The organism is Novosphingobium sp. BL-52-GroH, assembly GCF_044813085.1.
Lineage (GTDB): Bacteria > Pseudomonadota > Alphaproteobacteria > Sphingomonadales > Sphingomonadaceae > Novosphingobium.
The window spans coordinates 3,498,539-3,521,813 of sequence record NZ_CP171152.1 but is presented as its reverse complement, the minus strand read 5'-3'; the positions used below and the strand labels follow the sequence as shown (position 1 = coordinate 3,521,813).

At 68.4% G+C, this 23,275-nt stretch carries 17 protein-coding genes; 7 read left to right on the top strand and 10 right to left on the bottom strand.

The features are described from left to right. Positions 1–67 precede the first annotated feature (67 nt). The 4 genes from ilvD to ACFFDA_RS29450 form a co-directional block, all read right to left on the bottom strand. The gene (ilvD, locus tag ACFFDA_RS29465) at positions 68–1,924 is read right to left on the bottom strand and encodes a dihydroxy-acid dehydratase (RefSeq protein ID WP_404480785.1); all 1,857 of its coding nucleotides are present in this window, start codon (positions 1,922–1,924) and stop codon (positions 68–70) included. Positions 1,925–2,194: 270 nt separating this feature from the next. Continuing rightward, entirely contained in the window at positions 2,195–2,938 is a 744-nt protein-coding gene (locus ACFFDA_RS29460) for an N-formylglutamate amidohydrolase (protein WP_404480784.1), read from the bottom strand. 31 nt (positions 2,939–2,969) lie between these two features. Continuing rightward, positions 2,970–3,779: a 4-(cytidine 5'-diphospho)-2-C-methyl-D-erythritol kinase gene (locus tag ACFFDA_RS29455; RefSeq protein ID WP_404480783.1), complete on the bottom strand. Its 810-nt coding sequence runs from the start codon at positions 3,777–3,779 to the stop codon at positions 2,970–2,972. Positions 3,780–3,861: 82 nt separating this feature from the next. After that, complete coding sequence (locus tag ACFFDA_RS29450; protein WP_404480782.1) at positions 3,862–5,508, bottom strand: electron transfer flavoprotein-ubiquinone oxidoreductase; 1,647 nt, start codon at positions 5,506–5,508, stop codon at positions 3,862–3,864. A gap of 109 nt (positions 5,509–5,617) precedes the next feature. On the opposite strand from ACFFDA_RS29450, the gene ACFFDA_RS29445 reads away from it, so the two are divergent. The 3 genes from ACFFDA_RS29445 to moaB all read left to right on the top strand — a co-directional run bounded on the left by ACFFDA_RS29445 (position 5,618) and on the right by moaB (position 8,723). Beyond that, positions 5,618–6,367 carry a hypothetical protein gene (locus ACFFDA_RS29445; RefSeq protein WP_404480781.1) on the top strand — a complete coding sequence of 250 codons (750 nt, stop codon included), beginning with the start codon at positions 5,618–5,620 and terminating at the stop codon, positions 6,365–6,367. A gap of 93 nt (positions 6,368–6,460) precedes the next feature. Next, positions 6,461–8,206 (top strand): lytic transglycosylase domain-containing protein, encoded by a 1,746-nt coding sequence (locus ACFFDA_RS29440; RefSeq protein WP_404482906.1) that lies wholly within the window; start codon positions 6,461–6,463, stop codon positions 8,204–8,206. Beyond that, the gene (gene moaB / locus ACFFDA_RS29435) at positions 8,196–8,723 is read left to right on the top strand and encodes a molybdenum cofactor biosynthesis protein B (RefSeq protein WP_404480780.1); all 528 of its coding nucleotides are present in this window, start codon (positions 8,196–8,198) and stop codon (positions 8,721–8,723) included. Before ACFFDA_RS29440 ends, moaB begins: the two co-directional genes overlap by 11 nt. Positions 8,724–8,748: 25 nt before the next feature. Here moaB and ACFFDA_RS29430 read toward each other — a convergent pair whose 3' ends face one another. Further along, the gene (locus tag ACFFDA_RS29430) at positions 8,749–9,591 is read right to left on the bottom strand and encodes an arylamine N-acetyltransferase (protein ID WP_404480779.1); all 843 of its coding nucleotides are present in this window, start codon (positions 9,589–9,591) and stop codon (positions 8,749–8,751) included. Between the two features lie 236 nt (positions 9,592–9,827). On the opposite strand from ACFFDA_RS29430, the gene malQ reads away from it, so the two are divergent. Continuing rightward, positions 9,828–11,864 carry a 4-alpha-glucanotransferase gene (gene malQ, locus ACFFDA_RS29425; protein ID WP_404480778.1) on the top strand — a complete coding sequence of 679 codons (2,037 nt, stop codon included), beginning with the start codon at positions 9,828–9,830 and terminating at the stop codon, positions 11,862–11,864. Between the two features lie 15 nt (positions 11,865–11,879). Here malQ and ACFFDA_RS29420 read toward each other — a convergent pair whose 3' ends face one another. The 3 genes from ACFFDA_RS29420 to ACFFDA_RS29410 form a co-directional block, all read right to left on the bottom strand. After that, complete coding sequence (locus ACFFDA_RS29420) at positions 11,880–13,061, bottom strand: alpha-hydroxy acid oxidase (protein WP_404480777.1); 1,182 nt, start codon at positions 13,059–13,061, stop codon at positions 11,880–11,882. Further along, a complete protein-coding gene (locus tag ACFFDA_RS29415) occupies positions 13,061–14,368 on the bottom strand; it encodes an NtaA/DmoA family FMN-dependent monooxygenase (RefSeq protein WP_404480776.1) in 1,308 nt (435 codons plus the stop codon). Before ACFFDA_RS29415 ends, ACFFDA_RS29420 begins: the two co-directional genes overlap by 1 nt. Positions 14,369–14,846: 478 nt before the next feature. Continuing rightward, positions 14,847–16,481: an alpha-D-glucose phosphate-specific phosphoglucomutase gene (locus tag ACFFDA_RS29410; RefSeq protein ID WP_404480775.1), complete on the bottom strand. Its 1,635-nt coding sequence runs from the start codon at positions 16,479–16,481 to the stop codon at positions 14,847–14,849. 228 nt (positions 16,482–16,709) lie between these two features. Here ACFFDA_RS29410 and ACFFDA_RS29405 point away from each other — a divergent pair, with 228 nt between their 5' ends. Together ACFFDA_RS29405 and ACFFDA_RS29400 are read left to right on the top strand one after the other, a co-directional pair. Then, entirely contained in the window at positions 16,710–17,690 is a 981-nt protein-coding gene (locus tag ACFFDA_RS29405; RefSeq protein WP_404480774.1) for a diguanylate cyclase, read from the top strand. 383 nt (positions 17,691–18,073) lie between these two features. Then, a complete protein-coding gene (locus ACFFDA_RS29400; protein WP_404477461.1) occupies positions 18,074–19,504 on the top strand; it encodes an IS1182 family transposase in 1,431 nt (476 codons plus the stop codon). A 127-nt stretch (positions 19,505–19,631) separates the two neighbouring features. Here the strand turns inward: ACFFDA_RS29400 and ACFFDA_RS29395 are convergent, their stop codons facing one another. Next, entirely contained in the window at positions 19,632–20,588 is a 957-nt protein-coding gene (locus ACFFDA_RS29395) for a cytochrome-c peroxidase (RefSeq protein ID WP_404480773.1), read from the bottom strand. Next, a complete protein-coding gene (locus tag ACFFDA_RS29390) occupies positions 20,585–21,142 on the bottom strand; it encodes a hypothetical protein (protein ID WP_404480772.1) in 558 nt (185 codons plus the stop codon). Before ACFFDA_RS29390 ends, ACFFDA_RS29395 begins: the two co-directional genes overlap by 4 nt. Positions 21,143–21,227: 85 nt before the next feature. Here ACFFDA_RS29390 and ACFFDA_RS29385 point away from each other — a divergent pair, with 85 nt between their 5' ends. After that, a complete protein-coding gene (locus ACFFDA_RS29385; protein WP_404480771.1) occupies positions 21,228–23,252 on the top strand; it encodes a TonB-dependent receptor plug domain-containing protein in 2,025 nt (674 codons plus the stop codon). Positions 23,253–23,275: the final 23 nt, after the last annotated feature.

Sequence of the window (23,275 nt, the reverse complement as noted above, 5' to 3'; positions counted from 1 at the left end):
GCCGGCTTGGTACAATCGAGGTGCCTTTCGCGAAAGCCCCTTGCGGAGCCGCCGCCCGCTCAGCCGGTCACTTGCGCCTGAGCTGCGACACGTCGCGCACCGCCCCGCGCGAGGCGCTGGTGGTCATCGCCGCATAGGCCTGCAACGCCGCAGAGACCTTGCGCGGACGCGGATGGACCGGCGACCAGGCGTCCTGCCCACGCGCTTCCTGCTGCGAGCGGCGATGCGCCAGGATCTCGTCCGAAACGGCGAGGTGGATGGTGCGGCCGGGGATATCGATCTCGATGGAGTCCCCGTTCTCGACCAGGCCGATCTCGCCTCCTTCCGCCGCCTCGGGCGAGGCGTGGCCGATGGAAAGGCCCGAAGTACCGCCCGAGAAGCGCCCGTCGGTCAGCAATGCGCAGGCCTTCCCCAAGCCCTTCGACTTGAGGTAGCTGGTGGGGTAGAGCATTTCCTGCATGCCCGGCCCGCCGCGCGGTCCTTCGTAGCGGATCACCACCACGTCGCCCGCGCCGACCTGGCCACCGAGGATGCCGGCCACTGCCGCGTCCTGACTTTCATAGACCCGCGCGGTGCCGTTGAACTTGAGGATGCTCTCGTCCACGCCCGCGGTCTTCACGATGCAGCCTTCGCGCGCGATGTTGCCGTAGAGCACGGCGATGCCGCCATCCTGGCTGAACGCGTGCTCCTTGCTCCGGATGACGCCGTTCTCGCGGTCGAGGTCGAGTTCCTCCCAGCGGGCCGACTGGCTGAACGCGGTCTGCGTCGGCACGCCGCCGGGCGCGGCCTTGTAGAAGTGCTGCACCGACGGTTCTGTGGTGCGGCTGATGTCCCAGCGCTCGATCGCCTCGCCAAGCGTCTTGGTATGGACGGTCGGCAGGTCGGTGTGCAGCAGCCCGGCGCGTTCGAGCTGGCCGAGGATCGCGTAGATGCCGCCGGCGCGGTGGACGTCCTCCATGTGGACGTCGGACTTGGCGGGCGCCACCTTGGAGAGGCACGGCACCTGGCGGCTGAGGCGGTCGATGTCGGCCATGGTGAAGTCCACGCCCGCTTCGGCGGCGGCGGCCAGCAGGTGGAGCACGGTGTTGGTCGACCCGCCCATGGCGATGTCGAGGCTCATCGCGTTCTCGAACGCCTTGAAGCTGGCGACGTTGCGCGGCAGCACGCTGTCATCCTCCTGCTCGTAGTAGCGGTGGCACATGTCCACCGCGACGCGGCCTGCTTCGAGGAACAGGCGCTCGCGGTCCGAATGCGTCGCCAGCGTCGAGCCGTTGCCCGGCAGCGACAGGCCCAGCGCTTCGGTCAGGCAGTTCATCGAGTTGGCGGTGAACATGCCCGAGCACGACCCGCAAGTGGGGCAGGCCGACCGCTCGATCGCGGCGACTTCCTCGTCGGTGTAGCTTTCATCGGCCGCGGCGACCATCGCATCGACGAGATCGAGCGCCTGGACCTTGCCCTTGAGGATCACCTTGCCGGCCTCCATCGGCCCGCCCGAGACGAACACGGCGGGGATGTTGAGGCGCATCGCGGCCATCAGCATGCCCGGCGTGATCTTGTCGCAGTTGGAGATGCACACCATCGCATCGGCGCAGTGCGCATTGACCATGTACTCCACGCTGTCGGCGATCAGGTCGCGGCTGGGCAGCGAATAGAGCATGCCGTCGTGGCCCATGGCGATACCGTCGTCGACCGCGATCGTGTTGAATTCCTTGGCGACGCCGCCCGCCGCCTCGATCTCGCGCGCGACGAGCTGGCCGAGGTCCTTGAGGTGGACATGGCCGGGCACGAACTGGGTGAACGAGTTCACCACCGCGATGATCGGCTTGCCGAAGTCGCCGTCCTTCATGCCCGTGGCGCGCCAGAGGCCGCGCGCGCCCGCCATGTTGCGGCCGTGGGTGGAAGTGCGCGAGCGATAGGCGGGCATTGTCAGGGACTCCGGGTCATGGGCGCGGATGGGCGCCTTGTTGTGGTCGCCCCTACACGTCGTTTGGTTTCAATTCAACGTCAGTTTTCGCAATTATATTTCGTGGCCGTTCGGCGGGGTCGGGTTTTGGGTTTTACGCGGAGGCGCGGAGCAGAACAGCAGAAAGATGGTCTCACGCACGGGCGCAAAGGGGTAGTGCTTGCTGCTAAGCCGCTTTCCGATTGGCCGTCGCGACCGTTGCGCCCCCGATCCGCAAGAATGCCTGGGGCGCTAACGACCTTGGGGGAGCCGCGCCACCACCTCGGCACACAAGCGCGTCATCACATCCGCCCACTCCGCCTGGCCGGAAGCATCGCCGATCAGGTCCTGCCGGATCTCTATGCTCAGGTACGCCAGCCCGTTCGGCTCGGCATGGCGGTTCATCGAGGCGTTGAGCAGCTTGCCCGAGTATGGCTCCTGGTCGCCGACGACGAAGCCCTGTGCCTCCAGCCAGGGAATGGCGATCCGCGCAGCCCGTTCGTCCTGGTTGTAGAGCACGCCGACCTGCCAGGGCCGGGGCTCGTCGCTCGTCGACAAGGCCGGCGTGAAACTGTGGAGCGAGAGGATCAACGCCGGCGGCGTCTCGTGCAGGAGCGCGGCGAGGCCTGCGTGGTAGGGATCGAAGAAGCGGGCCACGCGCGCCTGGCGCTGCTCGGGGGTGAGGACGTTGCCGGGAATGGCGTGTCCGTCGCTGATCTCGGGCATCATGCCCGGGACGTCGTGCTTGCGGTTGTAGTCGCACACCAGACGGCTGACGTTGCCGAGCCAGGCGGCGGTGCCCCCCAAAGCCCCGTCACCGACCATGCGCTCGGCGATGGCGGCGACGCCGATGTCGATGCCGATGTGCAGGTCGAGCAGCGCCGGGTCGATACCGAGGTCGATGTCGTCCGGCACGCGGTTGGAGGCATGGTCCGAGACGACCAGGACGCCGCCGGGCCGCGGAGTGCCGAGCAGACGGTGAAAATCGGATTCCAACCTTACCTCCGACAATTTGTCATCCGGCAGCTTAACGCAGTTTTCCCGTCATTTGCCACCATTGCCCATGCGTTTCGGCCAGCTTTTCCGCCGCCGCGTGCAATTGCGCTTCGGTATCGTAGAGCGCGAAGCACGTCGCGCCCGAGCCTGACATACGCGCGAGGAACGGATCGGTTGCGCGCAGGGCCGCCAGCACCTCCGCGATCACCGGGCAGATTTCGATCGCCGGCGCCTCGAGGTCGTTGCGTCCTGCCAGTGCGATCTGGCGCACCGAGCCGGTCGGCATCGCTCCCCGGTCGCGGCCGTCCCAGGCCTTGAACACCGGCCCGGTGGGCACGGCCGCACGCGGGTTGACCAGCAGCACCGCGGTGCCGGCGAGGTCGTTGGCGACGGGTGCAAGGTCGGTGCCGGTGCCGGTGCCGACGCATGTGGTCGAGAGCACGCAGGCAGGCACGTCGGCGCCCAGCTTCGCCGCCTTCTCGCGCCAGTTCGCGGGCAGGCCGTGGGCGCGCTCGACCATGCGGAACACAGCGCCCGCGTCCGCCGAACCGCCGCCGAGCCCAGCCGCGACGGGAAGGCGCTTTTCGAGTTCGACCGCCCATCCCTTCCCGTGCGGCAGCGTGTTGAGCGACCTGGCGACGATGTTGCCGAACGGATCGTCGAGGCTGCCGGCGAACTCGCCATGGGTGGCGAGGCTGTCGGTGCCGGAAGGAGAGGCCGACAGCCGGTCGCCGTCGTCGACGAAGGCGAACAGGGTTTCGAGTTCGTGATAGCCGTCCTCGCGTCGCCGCCGGACGTGGAGCGCGAGGTTGATCTTGGCGTAGGCGGTTTCGGTCAGCATCGGCGCACCCATGGAGCGAGCAGGCTGCCGAGGCAAGACGGACGGATCGTCGTCCCGGGCTCGACCCGGGACGACGCTGAGTTCACATGTTCGGGTAGTTCGGCCCGCCGCCGCCTTCCGGCGTCACCCATTCGATGTTCTGGGTCGGGTCCTTGATGTCGCAGGTCTTGCAGTGGACGCAGTTCTGCGCGTTGATCTGCAGCTTGGGCCCCTCGCCGGCGTCGAGGAATTCGTACACCCCCGCCGGGCAGTACCGCGCCTCGGGACCTGCATAGACCGGCAGGTTCACCTCGGTCGGGATCGCCGGATCCTTGAGCCTGAGGTGGACCGGCTGGTCCTCCTCGTGGTTGGTGAACGAGTACGATACGCTGGTCAGGCGGTCGAAGCTGATGACGCCGTCGGGCTTGGGATAGGCGATCGGCTTGTAGAGGTCCGCACGCTGGGTTTCGCTGGCGTCGGTGTGGTGCTTCATCGGCTTGGCGAGGCCGAAGCCGAACAGCGTGCGCAGCCACATGTCGGCGCCGGCGAAGACCGTGCCCAACTCGGTGCCCCACTTGGCGACCATCGGCTCGGCGTTCTGCACGAGCTTGAGTTCCTTGGCGATCCAGCTCGAGCGCACCGCGTCGTCGTACTCCTGCAGGGTGTCCTGCTCGCGGCCGGCCTTGATGGCGGCGGCGATGGATTCGGCGGCGAGCATGCCGCTCTTCATCGCAGTGTGGGTGCCCTTGATGCGCGGCACGTTGACGAAGCCGGCCGAGCAGCCCGCCAGAACGCCGCCGGGGAACGCCAGTTGCGGCACCGACTGCCAGCCGCCCTCGTTGATGACGCGCGCCCCGTAGGCCACGCGCTTGCCGCCTTCGAGGATCGCGCGGATTTCCGGGTGCTGCTTCCAGCGCTGGAATTCCTCGAACGGGTAGACGTAAGGGTTCTTGTAATCGAGCGCGGTGACGAAGCCGAGCGCCACCTGGTTGTTGGCCTGGTGGTAAAGGAAACCGCCGCCCCAGCTATCGCTCTCGCTCATCGGCCAGCCCTGGGTGTGGATCACCCGGCCGGGGACGTGCTTGTCGGCGGGAATGTCCCAGAGTTCCTTGATGCCAAGCCCATAGATCTGCGGCTGGCAATTGGCTTCGAGGTCGAACCTGGCCTTCAGGCGCTTGGTCAGGTGGCCGCGCGCGCCTTCGCAGAACACGGTGTACTTGCCGAGCAGGTTCATGCCCGGCTGGAAGTCGCCCTTCTCGTTGCCTTCGCGATCGACGCCCATGTCGCCGGTCTGCACGCCGAGCACCGCGCCGTTGTCGTCGTAGAGGATCTCGGCGGCGGGGAAGCCGGGGAAGATCTCGATCTCGAGCGCTTCGGCCTGCTCGGCCAGCCAGCGGCACAGGTTGCCCAGCGAGCCGGTGTAGTTGCCGTCGTTCGACATGAAGGGCGGCTGGATCAGATGCGGCAGGGCGAACTTGCCCTTCTTGGTCAGGTGCCAGTGCCAGTTGTCGGTGACGGGCGTTTCGGCCAGCGGGCAGCCGTCCTCGCGCCAGGTCGGCAGCAGCTCGTCGAGCGCCTTGGGATCGATGGTCGCGCCCGACAGGATGTGCGCGCCGATCTCGGAGCCCTTCTCCAGCACACAGACCTGCAGTTCGGGATCGACCTGCTTGAGCCGGATCGCCGTTGCCAGCCCGGCCGGTCCACCGCCGACGACCACCACGTCGTAAGGCATCTCTTCGCGTTCAATCATGGAAGCCCCGTCCAAGTTTCTTTTTTGCCCATAGCCTTTTCGGCTTAGCCGGGCGATTAAATCATCAAGTGCCTTGATTGCTCCCGCGCGGCAGGTCAAGACCCCCGCGATGGATCACCGGCCAAATCCTGCTTTTCTGGACGATATCACAGGCGCACTCGACTGGTGGCGCGACGCGGGCGTCGATCTCGACTTCCTCGACGAGCCCGTCTCGTGGCTCGCCGCGCCCGAAGTGGAAGGCGAGCGCCCCGCCGAGCGCCGCCCGCGCCCGCCCGTGGCCGAGGTCGACGCCCCGCCGCCGCCCGCGCGGCTCGATCCGGCCGGCCTGCCCGCCGACCTTGCCGCCTTCCGGGCCTGGTGGCTCGCCGAGCCGTTGCTGGGCACGGGCGACGTCGCCGGGCGCATCGCGCCGCAAGGCGCCGTCGGTGCCAAGCTCATGGTCCTCGTCGAGGAACCCGAGGCCGAGGATCGCGAATCCCTGTTGTCGGGCCCACAGGGCCGGTTGCTGGACGCCATCCTTGCCGCCTTCGGCACCCGGCGCGAGGACGTCTACCTCGCCAGTGCCCTGCCCCGCCATACACCGGGTCCGGACTGGGCCGCGATGAACGAGCGCGGGCTCGGCCAGGTCCTGGCCCATCATGTCGGGCTGGTGGGTCCGGAGCGGTTGATTGTCCTTGGTGGAAACGTCCTACCGCTAATCGGCCACGAATCGCCGCAAGGTCCTGCCGTTTTACGAAGTTTCAACCATGAAGGGAGATCGATACCCCTGCTTGCCTGCTGGGCCCTGCCTGCGCTGCTCGGTCAACCGCGCGCGAAGCCGGTGCTCTGGAAGGCCTGGCTGGAGTGGACCGCGGCATGACGTGCGCGGGTTTCCGCCGGCCGGGGGACGTATCGTACAGGATTGCGGGGAAATGATTTGAAACGAGTTGTCAGGGTCGGACTGTTGGCGGGGCTGAGCCTCGCCGCGAGCATTTCGGCCGCACCAGCTTTCGCCAACAGCGCAGCCGTGGACTATTTCCGCACGCGCGCCGACCGGACCGCGGTTCCCTCGCTGCTCAGCCAGGACGACCGGGCCTACTACAAGCAGGTCTTCGACGCGATCGACGCGAAGGACTGGTCGACCGTCAAGCTGCTGCTCTCGCAGCGCCCCGACGGCCCGCTGCACCAACAGGCCCGCGCCGAGTACTACCTCGCCTCGGGCTCGCCCAAGATCGAGCTTGCCGAACTCCAGTCCTGGCTCTCGCAGGGCGCCGAGCTTCCCGGTGCCGACCAGATCAGCCGCCTTGCGCTCAAGCGCGGGGCCGAGACCACCCCCTCCCTCCCCAGCGAACAGGCCTTCGCGCGCCTGCCTTCGATGTCGAAGCGGGTGCGGCCCGCCTCGATCGACGACGGGACGATGCCCGGAGCGATCTCCGCCGGCATCCTCGACCGCATCAAGAACGACGATCCGATGGGCGCGCGCGTGCTGCTCGACGGCATCGACGCCGGGCTCAGCTCCTCGACCCGGGCCGAATGGCGCCAGAAGGTGGCCTGGAGCTTCTACATCGAGAACCAGGACGCGCAGGCCTACCAGATGGCCCAGCTCGCCGCGCTCGGCACCGGGCCGTGGGTGGGCGAGGCCTGGTGGACCGCCGGGCTCGCGGCCTGGCGCCTGGGCGACTGCGACGGCGCCGCCGATGCCTTCGGCCGGACCGCGCAAACATCCGAGAACGCGGAGCTGTCCAGCGCCGCCCACTACTGGAAAAGCCGCGCCCTCGTGCGCTGCCGCAAGCCCGAGCAGGCCACCGCCGCGCTGCGCCTCGCCGCCGCGCGCGACGAGACGCTCTACGGCATGCTCGCCGCCGAACAGCTCGGCCTCAAGCTTCCCGAGCAGCACGCCGCCGCCGACTTCACCCAGGCCGACTGGCAGCAGTTGCGCGCCAATCCCAACGTGCGCGCCGCCGTCGAACTCGCCGAGATCGGCAAGGACGGCCTCGCCGACGAAGTGCTGCGCCACCAGGCGCGCATCGGCGACGCCTCGCAATACGCCCCGCTGACCCGCCTCGCCCGCGATCTCGGCCTGCCCGGCACCCAGTTGTGGATGGCCTACAACGCACCCTACGGCGGCAAGCCGGAACCGGCCACGCGCTTCCCCACGCCCAAGTGGACCCCGGTGGGCGGCTGGAAGGTCGACCCGGCCCTCGTCTACGCGCACGCCCTGCAGGAATCGGTGTTCCGCGCCGGCGTCGTCAGCCCGGCCGGCGCGCGCGGGCTGATGCAGATCATGCCCGCCGCCGCGCAGGATCACGCGGGCGCGCTCGGCGTCTCGGGCAATGCCAACGACCTCAACAAGCCCGAGGTCAACCTCGCCTTCGGCCAGCGCCACCTCCAGATGCTGCAGAGCAATCCGGCGACGCAAGGCCTGCTGCCCAAAGTCATGGCCGCCTACAACGCCGGCCTGCTGCCGGTCGGCCGCTGGAACACCGACGTGAACTGCCAGGGCGATCCGCTGCTGTGGATCGAATCGCTGCCCTACTGGGAGACCCGCGGCTACGTGAACATCGTCATGCGCAATTACTGGATGTACGAGCGCCAGGCCGGCGGCGCATCGGAAAGCCGCATGGAACTGGCGCAGGGCCAGTGGCCGACCTTCCCCGGCCTCGCCGGCTCGGAAGGCGTGCGCATGGCCGCGAACGGAGCGATCCTGCGTGGCCGTTGACCTTTCGCGTACCTTCAAGCCCATCAACATCGCCCTGCTGACCGTCTCGGACACCCGCACGGCCGAAAACGACACCTCCGGGGACATCCTCGCCCAGCGCATCGAGAACGCCGGCCATACCCTCGTGCACCGCACCATCGAGCGCGACGACGCAGATACGATCGCGGCCCTGTTCAACACCTGGATCGACGACCCCGCAGTGGACGCGGTGGTCTCCACCGGCGGCACCGGCCTCACCGGCCGCGACGTCACTCCCGAGGCCCTCGGCAAGCTCGGCGGCCGGGAAATCCCCGGGTTCGGCGAACTGTTCCGCTGGCTCTCCTACCAGACCATCGGCACCTCGACAGTGCAGAGCCGCGCCATGGCGGTCGTCGCGCGCGGGACCTACATCTTCGCGCTGCCCGGCTCGAACGGCGCCGTGAAGGACGGCTGGGACGGCATCCTGGCCGAACAGCTCGACAGCCGCAACCGCCCCTGCAACTTCGTCGAACTGATGCCCCGCCTGCTGGAAGTCTGATCTTCCCCCGCAAGGCAAGGACCGTTCAGCCGAACAGCGGCAGCCGCGCCGCGTCTTCGTCGCTCATCGCGATCCGGAAGACCTCGCGCAGCGTGCGCGCATAGTCCGCCGCGTCGGCGATCTCGCGCCGCCGGGGGCCGTCGACGCCGTGCTCGGTCAGGTCGCGATCCACCATCGAGGCGAAGCCCGCCACGAGCGGGATGCTCGCGACGTGCAGGGTGGTGAAGCGCGTGGCCGGCCGGGTCGAGGTCCAGTGGTTGGACAGTTCCAGGTCGTCGGGCGCGACTTCAGTAAGGTCGAAAGTGTACTGCGCCTGCCAGTCGCCATGGGCGGCGGCGCGGCCGTCGGTGGCGGAAGATGGCCCGGCGCGCTCCAGTAGCCATTCGCCCGCGAGACTGCCACGCTCGCCGTGGCGGCGCAGGCGGTGGCTGGCGCCGTCGGCAGTCTGCGCGAGGGCTCCGTCCTCCAGCGGCAACGGCGCGAGATTGCTGCCGCCGAAGCCGGCGTCGACCAGCCAGGCCCGCTCCGCGATCGTGGCGAGCAGGCAGACGTGGGTGCGCGGCGGCACGGCGTCTTCGGGCATGCCCAGTCGCACCCGGGCAAGCATGGGCCGGTTGGCCACGCCGAGCGCGGTCAGTACGTCCGAGAAGAGGCGGTTCTGTTCGAAGCAGTACCCTCCGCGCCCACGCACCACGAGCTTGTCGAACACGGACCCGGCATCGATGCGGATCGGACGGCCGAGTAGGACGTCGAGGTTCTCGAACCCGATCGCCAGCCGATGCGCGGACTGCAGCGCGGCGATGCCGTCCGCGTCGGCGGGGGGACGGCCCGGAAGGCCGATGCGGGCAAAGTAGCGGTCGATGTCCATGCCGCAGTCCCTAGGCGCAGATTCCGTTCGATTGAAACCCGAAGACAAAATCTCGGACGATCACACTCCAGGCCCGCCCCGCCCGGTGGGCAACCCTGTGGACAACGCGGGCAAACCCGGTGGACAGTCCGGTCCACCGTCCGGCGGCTTCGAAAGTTGCCGCGACGCAGCAAGGGCGTTAGCCTCCGCCCCAGCGCGGGGCAGCGTTTCACCCGGCCCGAGGAGCGACGCCACCCATGCAGCAGATGCACGCGCCCGAATCGCAGCCCCCCCGACCCCATGCCCCGCAACTGCACGAACTGGCCGAGGCGATCGGCCTCGTGCGGACTTGGTGGACGGCGGACGGCGTCGAACAGACGGTCGGCGACGCGTCGCTGGCGACGATCGCCACGGCGCTCGGCTATCCGGCGGGCAGCGCGGACGAGATCGCCGCCAGCCTCGAGCAGGTGCACGCCGAACGCGCCCGGCCGCCGGTGATGATCGTCGCCGACGCGGGTGCGCCGATACCGCTGCCCCCTGGCCTGGCCCATGCCGAACTCACCGCCCCCGACGGGACCTCGCACAGCCTCGACGTGTCCGGCTGGACGCTGCCGCCGCTGGACGAGCCCGGCTACCACCGGGTCACCGTCAACGGCCATGCCGTGACCATCGCCGTCGCGCCGCTGCGATGTCCCGCGGTGCCGCAGCCCGAAAACGGCCGCATCTGGGGCCCGGCGATCCAGATCCCGGCCTTGCGCGGCGGCGGCCGGGAACCGTTCGGGACCTTCGCGGAACTGGCCGAGGCGGTCGCGGCCTTCGCCGTGCGCGGGGCCGATGCCATCGCGATCAACCCGGTCCACGCCCTGTTCGCCGGGCATGGCCACGACTTCAGCCCCTATTCGCCGTCCAGCCGGCTTTACCTCGACGGCGCGATGGGCGACCCCGCCCTGCTCGGCCTACCTGACTTGCCCGGGGGAGATACTGCTTCGGCACCGGACCTCATCGACTGGGAAAGCGCCCTGCCCGAGCGGCTCGCCAGGCTGCGCACCCTGTTCGCGGGGCTGGACGCCGCCACGCGGGCGCGGGTCGAGCGCGACAATGCGCCGCACGGCGAGGGCCTCGTGCGCCAGGCCCTGTTCGACGCGCTCGACGTGCATTTCCGGGCGCGCGGTCTGCACGGCTGGCAGGCCTGGCCCGCCGCCTTCCACGATCCCGATGGCGAGGCCGTCGCCCGGTTTGCCCGCGAGCATGACGAGGAGGTGGCGTTCCACCTGTTCGTGCAGTGGCTGGCGCGCGAAAGCCTCGCGAAAGTGCAGGCCCTTGCCCGCGAGGCCGGCATGGCGGTGGGCCTGCTCGCGGACCTCGCGGTCGGCGTGCATACCGGCGGCGCCGACGCCTGGTCGATGGGCGATGCGCTGCTCCAGGGGCTGACCATCGGCGCCCCGCCCGACCCGCTCGGGCCGCTCGGTCAGAACTGGATGCTCACCGGATTTTCCCCGCGCGGTCTGGCGCGCAGCGGGTACGCGCCGTGGATCGCGACGATCCGCGCGGCGCTGGCGACATCCGGCGCCTTGCGCATCGACCATGCCTTCGGCCTCGCCCGGCTATGGATCGTGCCGGAAGGCCAACCCTCGAGCGCCGGCGCCTACTTGCGCTACCCTTTCGAGGACCTGCTCCGCCTCGTCGTGCTGGAGGCCCACCTGGCTGGCGCCTTCATCGTCGCCGAGGACCTGGGCACCATGCCGCAGGACTTCGGCCCGGCGATCACGCGGCGCGGGATGCTGGGCATGCGGGTGCTGTGGTTCGAGCGTGCCCGTGACGACGGCTTCATCGGCGCGGGCGACTACGACGCGCAGGCCGTCGCCATGACCGGCACCCACGACACCGCTACCGTCGCGGGCTGGTGGAGCGGGTGCGACCTCGACTGGGCCGCCCGGCTCGGCCGCTTGCCCGAAGGCATGACCCGCGAGCAGGCCGAGGAGCGGCGCGACTGGGACCGCGGGCTGCTGTGGGCGACGCTGACCCACAACGCCGCGCCGCGGCCGGCCCCGGACGATCCCGCGCCGGTGGTGGAGGCCGCGCTGCGCCACATCGGGCGCACCGCCTGCGGCCTCGCCATCGCACCGCTCGAGGACCTGCTGGCGGCGCGCGAACAGCCCAACCTCCCCGGCACGATCACCGAGCATCCCAACTGGCGGCGAAGGCTGGAGGCGCCGATCGCGGCGCTGCTCGACGAGGCTGGGACCGCAGCCCGGGTGCGGGCGCTGGACGAGGAGCGCAAGCGGGGCGGATGAATTCGTCGTCCCGGGTCAAGCCCGGGACGACGCAGGATGGTACGTTCCCGGTACGAGGTAGCTCCGGTCGAGCTGGTCCAGCCGCGAGACCCCGACCATCGCCATCGCGACGTCGATCTCGTTCGCCAGCAGGTCGATCGCATGGCGTGCGCCGGCCTGCCCGCCCGCCGCGCAGCCGTAGAGAGTGGCGCGGCCGATCAGCACGGCTTTCGCCCCGATCGCCAGCGCCTTGACCACGTCGGCGCCGCGCCGCACGCCGCTGTCGAACAGGACGGTGGTGCGGTCCCCCACCGCGTCGACGATGCCCGCCAGCACGTCGATCGCGGGCGGCGAGCTGTCGAAGTTGCGGCCGCCGTGATTGGACACCGCGATGCCGTCGACCCCGTGGTCGAGCGCGATCCGGGCATCCCGGGCGGACAGAACGCCCTTGATGACCAGCTTGCCCGGCCAGCGGCGGCGCAGTTCGTCGACGTCCGCCCAGTCCACCGAGGCGGAGTTGGCGACGCGGCCGACGGTGCCGGTCAGCTTGCCGCCGACCTCGGGCGGGTAGTTGGCGAACTGCGGCAACCCGCCTCCGAGATAGTACCGCGCGATCACCGAGGCGAACCACGCCGGCCGCTTGAGGAAGTCCGCAACCAGCGTCGCATTGGGCCGGATCGGATTGGCCATGCCCGCCCGCCGGTTGAACTCGCGCAGCGGCCACATCGGCGTGTCGACCGTCAGCACGATGACCTCGGCCCCGTTCTCGCGCGCCGCCTCGACGACCCGCCACGACAGGTCCCGCCGCTCCCACAGGTACATCTGCATCCAGTGGCCCGCGGTCGCGCACCGGGCGATGTCGGCGAAGCTGGTGGTGGAACTGGTGGTCTGGGTGAAGGGAATGCCCGCGGACGCCGCCGCGCCGGCGATGGCGCGCTCGCCGCGGTGCCACAGCAGGTCCGAGACGCCGGTAGGCGCGATCACCAGCGGCAGCGGCTGGCGGCGGCCGAACAGCTCGATCGCGGCCGAGCGCTGCGACACGTCGCGCAAGGTCCGCGGCAGCAGTTGCACCGCCTGCAGCGCGGTCACGTTGCGGCCCACCAGGAGGTCGTCCTCGGTGCCGCGCTCGATAAATTCCCAGATCGCCCGCGGCAGGCGGCGCTTCGCCAGCGCCCGCACTTGCGCGATGTTGTGCGCGGTCTTTGCGACGTCGGGCATCACGAGAGCCCCAGGTTCCCGCGCAGGGTCGTGGCCTCGTACTCGGTGCGATAGATCCCCTTGCGCTGCAGGATCGGCACCACCTGATCGACGAAATCGGTGACCGAGCTGGCCATGACCGTGGGCGTCACGTTGTAGCCGTGGCACCCGGTCTCGCGCCAGATGCGCTCCATTTCGGCGGCCACCTGCTCGGGCGTGCCGACGACCTGAGGCTTGCCGACCGCCAGGCCCCAGCGGATCGCCACTTCGCGCAAGGTCAGTGGCCTGTCGCCCTCGATGTTGGCGAAAGCCTTCATCAACCCCTGCGAGGCCTGCGTCTCGATCTCCGCCAGCGGCTGGTCGAGTTCCATGCCGGCGAAATCGACGCCCATGGTGCCCGACAACCGCGCGAGGCAGGCGTCGATCGGCAGCTTCTCGACGAGGTCGGCCAGCTTGCGCTTCGCTTCGTCCTCGGTGCCGCCGACGATCGGCTGGATGCCGAAGCTGACCCCCGGCACCGTCTTGCCCGCGGCCTGCGCGACCTGGGCCAGATTGGTCATGAAGCGCTTCATGCCGGGTACGTTGGGCTGGATCGAGAACACCACGTCGGCATGGCTCGCCGCGAACTGCTGCCCGCGCCCGGAACTGCCTGCCTGGAACAGCACCGGATGCCCCTGCGGCGAGGGCGGCACGGGGGAGACGGTCTGGCACGAGAAGAACTCGCCCTGGTGGTCGATGTACTCCACTTTCGCAGGATCGGCGTAGAGGCCCGTGGCGCGGTCGGCAAGGATGGCGCCCGGCTTCACCGAGTTCCACAGCTTGTAGCAGACCTCCATGTATTCGTCGGCGCGGTCGTAGCGGCGGTCGTGGTCGAGCTGGTCGAGACCCAGCGCGCGATGCTCGCCGCGCAAGTGGCCGGTGACGATGTTCCAGCCCACCCGCCCGCCCGAGAGGTAGTCGATCGTGCCGAGCTGGCGCACGATCGTCCAGGGCTGATAGGAACTGGTCGACATCGTCGCGGCGAGCCCCAGGTGCGTGGTCGCGGCGGCCAGCGCGGTCAGCAGCACGACGGGGTCGAGGCAGGGCCAGCACACGCCGTACTTCACCGCGTCCTCGTGGCTGTCGCGGTAGCGGTCGAAGACCCCCGGGGTGTCGGCGAAGAAGATGCCGTCGAAGCGGCCGCGCTCCAGCGTCCGGGCCAGGTCCTGCCAGGCCCCGAGGTCGTGCAAGGCGTCCAGCCGGTTGTCGCCCGGCTGCGACCAGCTGAGCACCGTGTGGTTGATCGGCGAATTGATCAGGAAGCTGACCAGGTGGATGTGCTTGCTCATAGGGCGTTCCTCTCTGGCCCGGGTGATGGAACGGGCGGGAGCGCGAGGCAAGAGGTGAGCGGAAGTCTATGTATACACTAGAAGGACGGACGTCAGGAAATACGTTGGTTTGCGGCGCTTACGACCGGACATCATATCCAATTCATCGCAGGAGCGTCCCTCGCCCGCCGTCGCCCCGCCGCATGCCGGGACCGGCGGCGATGCCACGCACCATGCGCCTACACGCAGCGTTGCACTGGCCCATCGCACGCTATCGCCTCGAGGGGCCCCGACGGTCCCGGATCGAGCCTGGGACCGTCGGGGGCGAAAGCATTTTCCTACATGACGGCCGCAGCCATAGGGTGCGGGCATGGTCACGCCGCGCCTCTCCTTCATCCCCGTGGACGCAAGGCGACAGAGCCGGCCCCGGGGGGACAGGTTTCCCCCTGGACCGTGTAAACCGTGTAAACCTGTCCCCCCTTGCGGCCGGAGCAGGCCCTCAGGTGATGACGTCGGGCGCGGTGCGGCCAGTGTGGGCGACGATTCCGGCGATCTCCTCCGCCGCCGCGATCTGCGGCTCCAGCATCGCACCGGTGTCGGCATCGAGATGGCCGAACTGCGGTTCGTAGCGCTCGAGGTAGACGCGCAAGGTGGCCCCTTGCGTGCCGGTCCCCGAAAGCCGGAAGACGATGCGGCTGCCGTCCTCGAACAGCACCCGGATGCCCTGGTTGGCGCTGACCGAACCGTCGACCGGGTCGGTGTAGGAGAAGCTGTCGGCATGGCTGACGACCTGCGGGCCGAAGCTGCGCCCGGGCAGCGTCGCGAGCTGCGCCTTGAGGCCATCCATCAGCGCATTGGCGCCTTCGGTGGCGATGCCTTCGTAATCGTGCCGGGCATAGTAGTTGCGCCCGTAGCGCGCCCAGTGCTCCTTCGCCAGCGCATCGACGCTGATGGCGCGCACGGCGAGGATGTTGAGCCACAGCAGCACCGCCCAGAGCCCATCCTTCTCGCGGACGTGGTCCGATCCGGTGCCGGCGCTTTCCTCGCCGCAGATGGTGACCTGGCCGGCGTCGAGCAGGTTGCCGAAGAACTTCCAGCCGGTCGGCGTCTCGAAGCAGGGAACGCCGAGTGCCTCGGCCACGCGGTCGGCAGCGGCGCTGGTGGGCATCGAGCGGGCGATGCCGGCAAGGCGGCCGCGATAGGCCGGGGCGATCTCGATGTTGGCCGCCAGGATCGCAAGCGAATCGGACGGGGTGACGAACCGCCCGCGCCCGATGATGAGGTTGCGGTCGCCGTCGCCGTCCGAGGCGGCGCCGATATCCGGCGCATCGGGCGACATCATGAGGTCGTAGAGATCCTTGGCGTGGATCAGGTTGGGGTCCGGGTGATGGCCGCCGAAGTCCTCCAGCGGCGTGCCGTTGACCACGGTGCCCGGCGCGAAGCCCAGCCGGCGCTCGAGGATCTCGGTGGCATAGGGCCCGGTCACCGCGCTCATGGCGTCGAAACGCATGGTGAAGCCCGAGGACACCGCCTTGCGGATCGCATAGAAGTCGAACAGTTCCTCCATCAGGTCGGCATAGTCGGCCACCGGGTCGAGCACCTGTACCGTCAGGGCGCCGACGGCAACTTCGCCCAGCGTGTCGAGGTCGACGTCGGGGGTATCGATCGTCAGCCAGCGGTCGATGGTCCTGGTCCGTGCGAGGACCGCGTCGGTGACGCTTTCGGGCGCCGGGCCGCCGTTGGCGATGTTGTACTTGATGCCGAAGTCCTCGTCCGGCCCGCCGGGGTTGTGGCTGGCGGAAAGGACGAGGCCGCCGCTAGCCGCGTACTTGCGGATGACGTGGCTCGCCGCGGGGGTCGAAAGGATGCCGCCCTGCCCCACCAGCACCCGGCCGTAGCCGTTGGCCGCCGCCATGCGGATCGCCTGCTGGATCACCGTGCGATTATGGAAGCGCCCGTCGCCCCCGATCACCAGCACCGCGCCGGGCTGCGGCTGGACCACGTCGAACACCGACTGGATGAAGTTCTCGGCATAGCCCGGCTGCTGGAAGACCTTCACTTTCTTGCGCAGGCCCGAGGTGCCGGGCGCCTGCCCGTCGAAGGGCGTGGTCGGGACGGTGACGATCTGGGTCAAGCAAGCATCTCCAATGAATTCCGGCCAGCGCCGGCATGTGCGCTCCATGCGACACTTTCGTGTCGATGGACGCCCATTGTCAAACGGTTGCTTGCGGCAATGCAGCAATGGCCATGAGGTTGCCGGACGTTCCGACTTCCTTAACCTGCTCCTATGTAATCGTGCGAGGATAGCAGCACCCTTACCCAGGCGCCGGCGATGCAGGCGCGCCGCATGAGTTCCTTGCCGATGTTCGCAGATGACGCACTGGCCGACGAACCCGCCCGCCTTGCCGCGCTCCAGCGCCTGGCGATCCTGGACACCGCTCCCGAGGAGCCTTTCGACAACGTCGTGAACCTCGTGCGCACCGTGCTCGGCGTGCCGATCTCGGCGGTCACGCTGGTCGACCGCGACCGGCAGTGGTTCAAGGCGATCAAGGGCCTCGAGGCCAGCGAGACGCCGCGCAGCGAATCGTTCTGCGCCTATGCCATCCGCCAGCGCGCGCCCCTGCTGATCCCCGACGCCCGGCTCGACCCGCGCGTGGCCGAATACCCCGCCGTCACCCAGGACCCGCATGTCCGCAGCTATGCGGGCGTCCCGCTGGTGACCTCGGACGGCTACAACGTCGGCGCCCTCTGCGCAGTCGACACCAAGACGCGCGAGTTCACCGAAGGCGAGCTGGACATCCTGCGCAACCTCGCGCGCATCGTCGTCAACGAGATGGAACTGCGCCAGATCGCCGAGCGCGACCAGCTCACCGGCGCGTTGACCCGGCGCGGGTTCATCGAGAAGGCGAACCAGGAGATCGCGCGCTGCCACCGCTACGGCCGCACCGCCTCGCTGGTGCTGATCGACGTCGATCACTTCAAGTCGGTCAACGACACGTGGGGCCATCCGGCCGGCGACAAGGTCCTGCGCGAACTGGCCGCGACGCTCGAAAGCGTAGGCCGCTCTGCCGACGTGCTGGGCCGGATCGGCGGCGAGGAGTTCGCCTTGCTGCTGCCCGAGACCGGCATCATCGACGCCCTGGCGGCGGCAGAGCGGCTCCGCGCCGCGGTCGAGATGCGGCCCATCGCGGTCGCCCCGGCCCGCACGATCGCGATCACCGCCAGCTTCGGGATCGCCACGCTCGATCCGGCGATCGCCACCGCCGAAGACTGGATCGCCCGCGCCGACGGCCCGCTCTACCAGGCCAAGCGCACCGGCCGCAATCGCTGCGCGGTGGGCTGATTACGAGGCCGCGTGGAGACATTCGGACAGGCTGGAAGCGCCCCGTTGCGGACATATCGCCTGACGCTACGATGGGCCATCGAGCTGTCTAGGAGGTCGCATGGCTGGGTTTCCTTACGATTTCCAATCTGCCCAACCCGCATGGTCTCGTTGGCTGTTTAGGATTGCTGGTATTCCAGCTTTTTTGACGTTCGGCGTTGCGATTGTAAGAAGCACTTCGGGCGGCCTCCCTTTGTGGGGGCTGTGCGCATTCGTTGTGTTTGTAGGCACAGCATTGACGCAGTGGTGGTGCTATCTTCAGCGGCGAAGCATCCGCTAACCACCGAGGCTGTGTGAAAACGCGGTGATCTGCTATGTTTTATGCCTGTTTGGGAAGGCGTGAGATGGGGCGTTTCATCGAGGGTTGTGATCGGCGGGAGGTTCAGCTTCTGCCGGACTGCATTGACGATTACGTTGCCGAGGACAGCCAGGTTCGGGTGATCGACGTGTTCGTCGACGAGCTGGACTTGTCAGCGCTAGGCTTTGGCGATGCGGCGGCGACAGGCCGTCCGGGGTACCATCCGGCAACGATGCTCAAGCTCTACCTCTATGGCTATCTCAACCAGGTGCAGTCGAGCCGCCGGCTTGAACGCGAGGCTGGACGCAATCTGGAGCTGATGTGGCTGACAGGCAAGCTGGCGCCCGACTTCAAGACAATCGCAGACTTCCGCCGCAACAGCGGCGAGGCGATCCGGGCGAGTTGCCACCGGTTCGTGGTGTTGTGCCGCGAGCTGGGGCTGATCGCTGGCGGCACCGTGGCGGTGGACGGCAGCCGGTTCAAGGCGGTGAACACGCGCGACAGGAACTTCACCCCTGGAGCAATCCGACGGCGGATGGAGCAGATCGAGGCGAGCATCGAGCGTTATCTCGGCCTGCTCGACACTGCTGACCGGCAGGAGGACGTGGTGGCGCAGGTCCGCACCAAGCGACTTGGCGAACGGCTCGAGGCGCTACGTCGCCAGATGCGCGAGCTTCAGGAGATGGAGCGTGTGGTGGCGGACGCACCTGACCGTCAGATCTCGCTGACCGACCCGGATGCACGGGCGATGGCAAGTGCCGGGAAGGGAACGGGGCTGGTCGGCTACAACCTCCAGGCGGCGGTCGATGCCGACAGTCACATGATCGTGGCGCATGAGGTGACAAATGTCGGTCATGACCGCTCGCAACTGGCGAACATGGGCCGCAAGGCACGCGCGGCGATCGGATCGAACGAACTGACCGTACTTGCCGACCGCGGCTACTTCTCAGGCGTCGAGGTGCTGGCCTGCGAGGAAGAAGGCATTACCGCGATCTGTCCCAGGCCGCTTACCTCCGGAGCCAAGGCTGACGGACGGTTCGGCAAGCAGGACTTCCGCTACGAGCAGGCCACAGACAGCTATCGCTGCCCTGCGGGAGAAACGCTCCCCCGCCGCTTTACCACAGTCGAACATGGCCTGCGGCTCCATGCCTACTGGTCCAGTCATTGCGGCGTTTGCACGATCAAGCCGCAATGCACGACCGGCAAGGAACGGCGGATCAAGCGGTGGGAGCACGAACACGTGATCGAGACGATGCAGGCAAGGCTCGAGCGCATGCCCGACGCCATGCGCGTCCGACGACGAACCGTCGAACACGTGTTCGGCACAATCAAGGACTGGATGGGAAGAAGCCACTTCAAGACCCGGACCCTGGAGAAGGTCGGAACTGAAATGAGCCTCCACGTCCTCGCCTATAACATGAAGCGCGCGATCAACATGCTCGGCGCCCCGAGGATGATCGCGGCGATGAAAGGCTGAGCCGAAGGAGCCACCACGCGCCTGCTACTTCAAAAACAGACAACGCGTTTTCACACAGCCTCCACCCTTTTCGGTCATCGGCGAACGTCGATTTTGTCCACGAGGACTGGAAGCATGCGTTTACGACCTAGACCTCGCAAGTCCGCCCCGGCCTGGCGTAGCGCTGGTCGGTGGTGACGGCGGTGTCCGTCAGCGCATTCAGGAAAGCCTCGATGTCCGCCGCCTCGCCCGGGGCCAGGACGAAGCCGTGGCGGGCGATCGCATCCGCCGTCGTCGCGGCGCTGCCGTCGTGCAGGTATGGCCCGGTCAGCGCGACGTTGCGCAGCGAGGGGGTGCGGAAACGGCCGCGATCCTCGGTCCGGCCGGTGTGGCGCGCGAGGCCGACGTCTCCGTTCGCCGGCACCTCCGGCTCGCCGGCGAGACGGTGGAAGCGAAGGTCGGTGAACTCGCGCCCCGAATGGCACGCGGCACACCCCGCCCCGCCCCGGCCTGCACCGCCTCGGAACGCAGCCTCCCCGCGCGCGGCGGCAGGCGACAGAGCGGCATGGTCCCAGGCGGTCTCGTGGCTGACGATGGTGCGCTGGAACGCGGCGAGCGCCGCGGCGACGGACACGAAGTCGACCCTGCCGCGTCCTGCGGGAAAGGCGGCCCTGAACAGCTTGCGATAGCAGGGATCGGCGCGCAGGCGCCGGGCGAGCTGTGCCTCGGCACCCTTCATCCCCATCTCCACCGGGTCCTCGCCTTCGATCGGAACCATCGCCTGTTGCTCGAGCGTCACCAGCGCGTCGTTCCCCCAGGTCAGCGGCGATAAGGCGCCGACGTTGACCAGCGAAGGGACGTTGCGCAGCCCCGGCTCGCCATGCGCGCCGGGATGGGCACGCGTCCCGTCGGCGAAGCCGTGGCGCGGATCGTGGCAGGTCGCGCAGGACAAGGTGCCGTTGATCGAGAGGTCGGCATCATGGAACAGCCGCCGCCCGAGCGCGACTTGCGCTGCATCGGCGCGTCCCTCGTCCCTCGCAAGGCGCGCCCCGGTCGCCAGGACCAGGGCGGAGAAGAGAATAGCCCAGCGCCCCGTGCAGCTCATCGTACCCGCGCGACCATCACCGTCAGCGCCCGCTCGCCGTTCGCCGCGATCTGGAGGAGGTGACGGCCGGCCGGCAGGTCGTACTCCACCATCTTGGCCACGCCCGAACATTCCGGCCCATGACCATGCGCGACCGAAGCCAACGCCTTGCCCCCGACGATCACGTCGACCCACGATCGGCCGTTCTGCGCGACACGGTAGCGGCCTGCTTCGGCGACGTCGAAGACGAACAGCCCCCCGTAGCTGACCGAGCCCCCGGGCTTGCCGGGCTCGATCGCGTAGCCGACCTCGGGCGTGGGTGCGAGCGTGGCGTCGAAGGCCACGCCTTGCACGAGCAGCGCCTTGCCCGCTGCGGCCGGCTTCACCGCTGCCTTGAGCGGGCGATGCGCCGCCCCCCAGCCTGCCAGATCGGCCGGAAGGACAGCCGGCGCGGTGCACGCGGCGTGGTCCTGTCCCCCGGCTTGGTTGGCCATGGCTTGCGCCGCCGAGGCCGTGCCGGCGGTCCACGCCATTGCCACGCCTGCGAGAAAAATCGCCACCGGAGTTCGTATCATGCTTGCAGCTCCATGTTTCATTTATATACGGCTGAATATAGATTCGCTCAAAGCGCGAATACTCTAACGGTTCAAGGGGGCTTTCATGAAATATCGGGTAACCGCGGCACTCGCCGCGTCGCTGGCCGCTGCCGCCGGCATGCCTGCCCTTGCCGCCGACGACGGCCAGACATTCGGCCTCGGCCAGATCGTCGTCACCGCGCCGCGCGACCAGGAGAGCGACATCTCGACCTCCTCGGTCAATGCCGAGGCGATCTACGATTTCTCGCGCGACACGCTCGACGAGGCGGTGAAGCTGATCCCCGGCGTCACGTCGGGCATCTCGGGCAATTCGCGCAACGAACGCCTGATCTACGTGCGCGGTTTCGACCGCTACCAGGTCCCGCTCTCGATCGACGGCATCCGCGTCTACCTGCCCGCCGACGGCCGGCTCGACTACGGCCGCTTCTTGACGCCCGACGTCGCGGAAATCCAGGTCGCCAAGGGCTACGTCTCGGTGCTCAATGGTCCGGGCGCGATGGGCGGCGCGGTGAACCTCGTCACCCGCAAGCCCGAAAAGGAACTGGACGCGGAAGCGCGCTTCAGCCTGAACCTCGACAACGACACGGATTACGCCGGCTACACCGGCTTCGCCTCGCTCGGCACGAAGCACGACAAGTGGTACGCGCAAGCCAGCTACGCGCGCAATTTCACCGACCACTGGGACCTGTCGAACGACTTCAAACCCACCCGCAACGAGGACGGCGGCCAACGCAACCTCTCGCGCACGCAGGACTGGCGGGTCAACGCCAAGATCGGCTTCACCCCCAACGCGACCGACGAATACGCCATCAGCTACACCCGCCAGGAGGGCGAGAAGCTGGCGCCCACCCACGTCTCCGACGCCACCGGCCTGCGCTACTGGACCTGGCCTTACTGGAACCTCGAGAACATCTACTTCCTATCGACCACGCAACTGGCCGAAATCGCGACGCTGCGCACCCGCGCCTACTACAACACTTTCGAGAACAGCCTCGACAGCTTCGACGACGCGACTCTGAGCACCCAGACGCGCGGCAGCTCGTTCAACAGCGCCTACTCCGACCGTGCATACGGCGGCTCGGCCCAGCTCGACCTGCGCCCCAGTGAAGCCGAGCGGCTGAGCGTCTCGTTCCACTACCGCAACGACCGCCACCGCGAGATCCAGCAGAGCTTCCCAAGCGGTGTCTACGAGCCCTGGCAGACCACGATCGAGGAAACCTACAGCGCCGCGATCGAGAACGGCTACAAGCTGACCCCGCAGCTCGAACTGGTGGTCGGCGCCAGCTACGACTGGCGCGACCTGCGCCGGGCCGAGGACTACGCCAGCGGCGCGTTCGTCTACTACGACTTGCGCAACGGTGATGCCTGGAACGCACAGGGCCAACTGCTCTGGACGCCGGACGCGCAGACCAACCTGCACTTCGGGGTCTCGTCGCGGGCCCGCTTCCCGACCATCTTCGAGCGCTTCAGCACCCGCTTTGGTGGCGCCACGTCGAACCCGGACCTCGAAGCCGAGCGCGCAACGCAAATCGAATTGGGCGGCGCTCGCCAGTTCGGTCCCGTGCGTATCGAAGCTTCTGGCTGGTACGCCAAGATCGACGATGCGATCGTCTCGTTCCCGATCATCGTCCAGGGCCAGGCCAGCGCGCAGAGCCGCAACGTAGGCTCGGGCGACTATTACGGGGCTGAAGTCTCGGCCACCGCGCAGATCGCCCAGGACCTGCGTGCAGGCGCCAACTACGGCTGGGTCCACCGCAAGCTCGACGGATCCTCGATCGACGGGTTCCATCCGACGGGGGTGCCGGAGCACTCCGGCTTCGTCTGGGCCGAATGGTCGCCGGTCGAGGCGCTGCACATCCTCCCCAGCCTCGACGTCGCCTCCAAGCGCTGGACCGTCAATACCGCGGGCACGCGCTACTACGAGGTCGGCAGCTATGCGCTGGCGAACTTGCGCGTCGATTTCGACGTTACTGACTGGGCTACGCTGGGCGTGGGCGGGCGCAACCTGTTCGACGAGAACTACACCACGGTGGACGGCTATCCCGAGGCGGGCCGCACCCTGTTCGTGAGCTTGCGCCTCAAGAACTGACCCCGGCAAGCGTTCCGGGACCA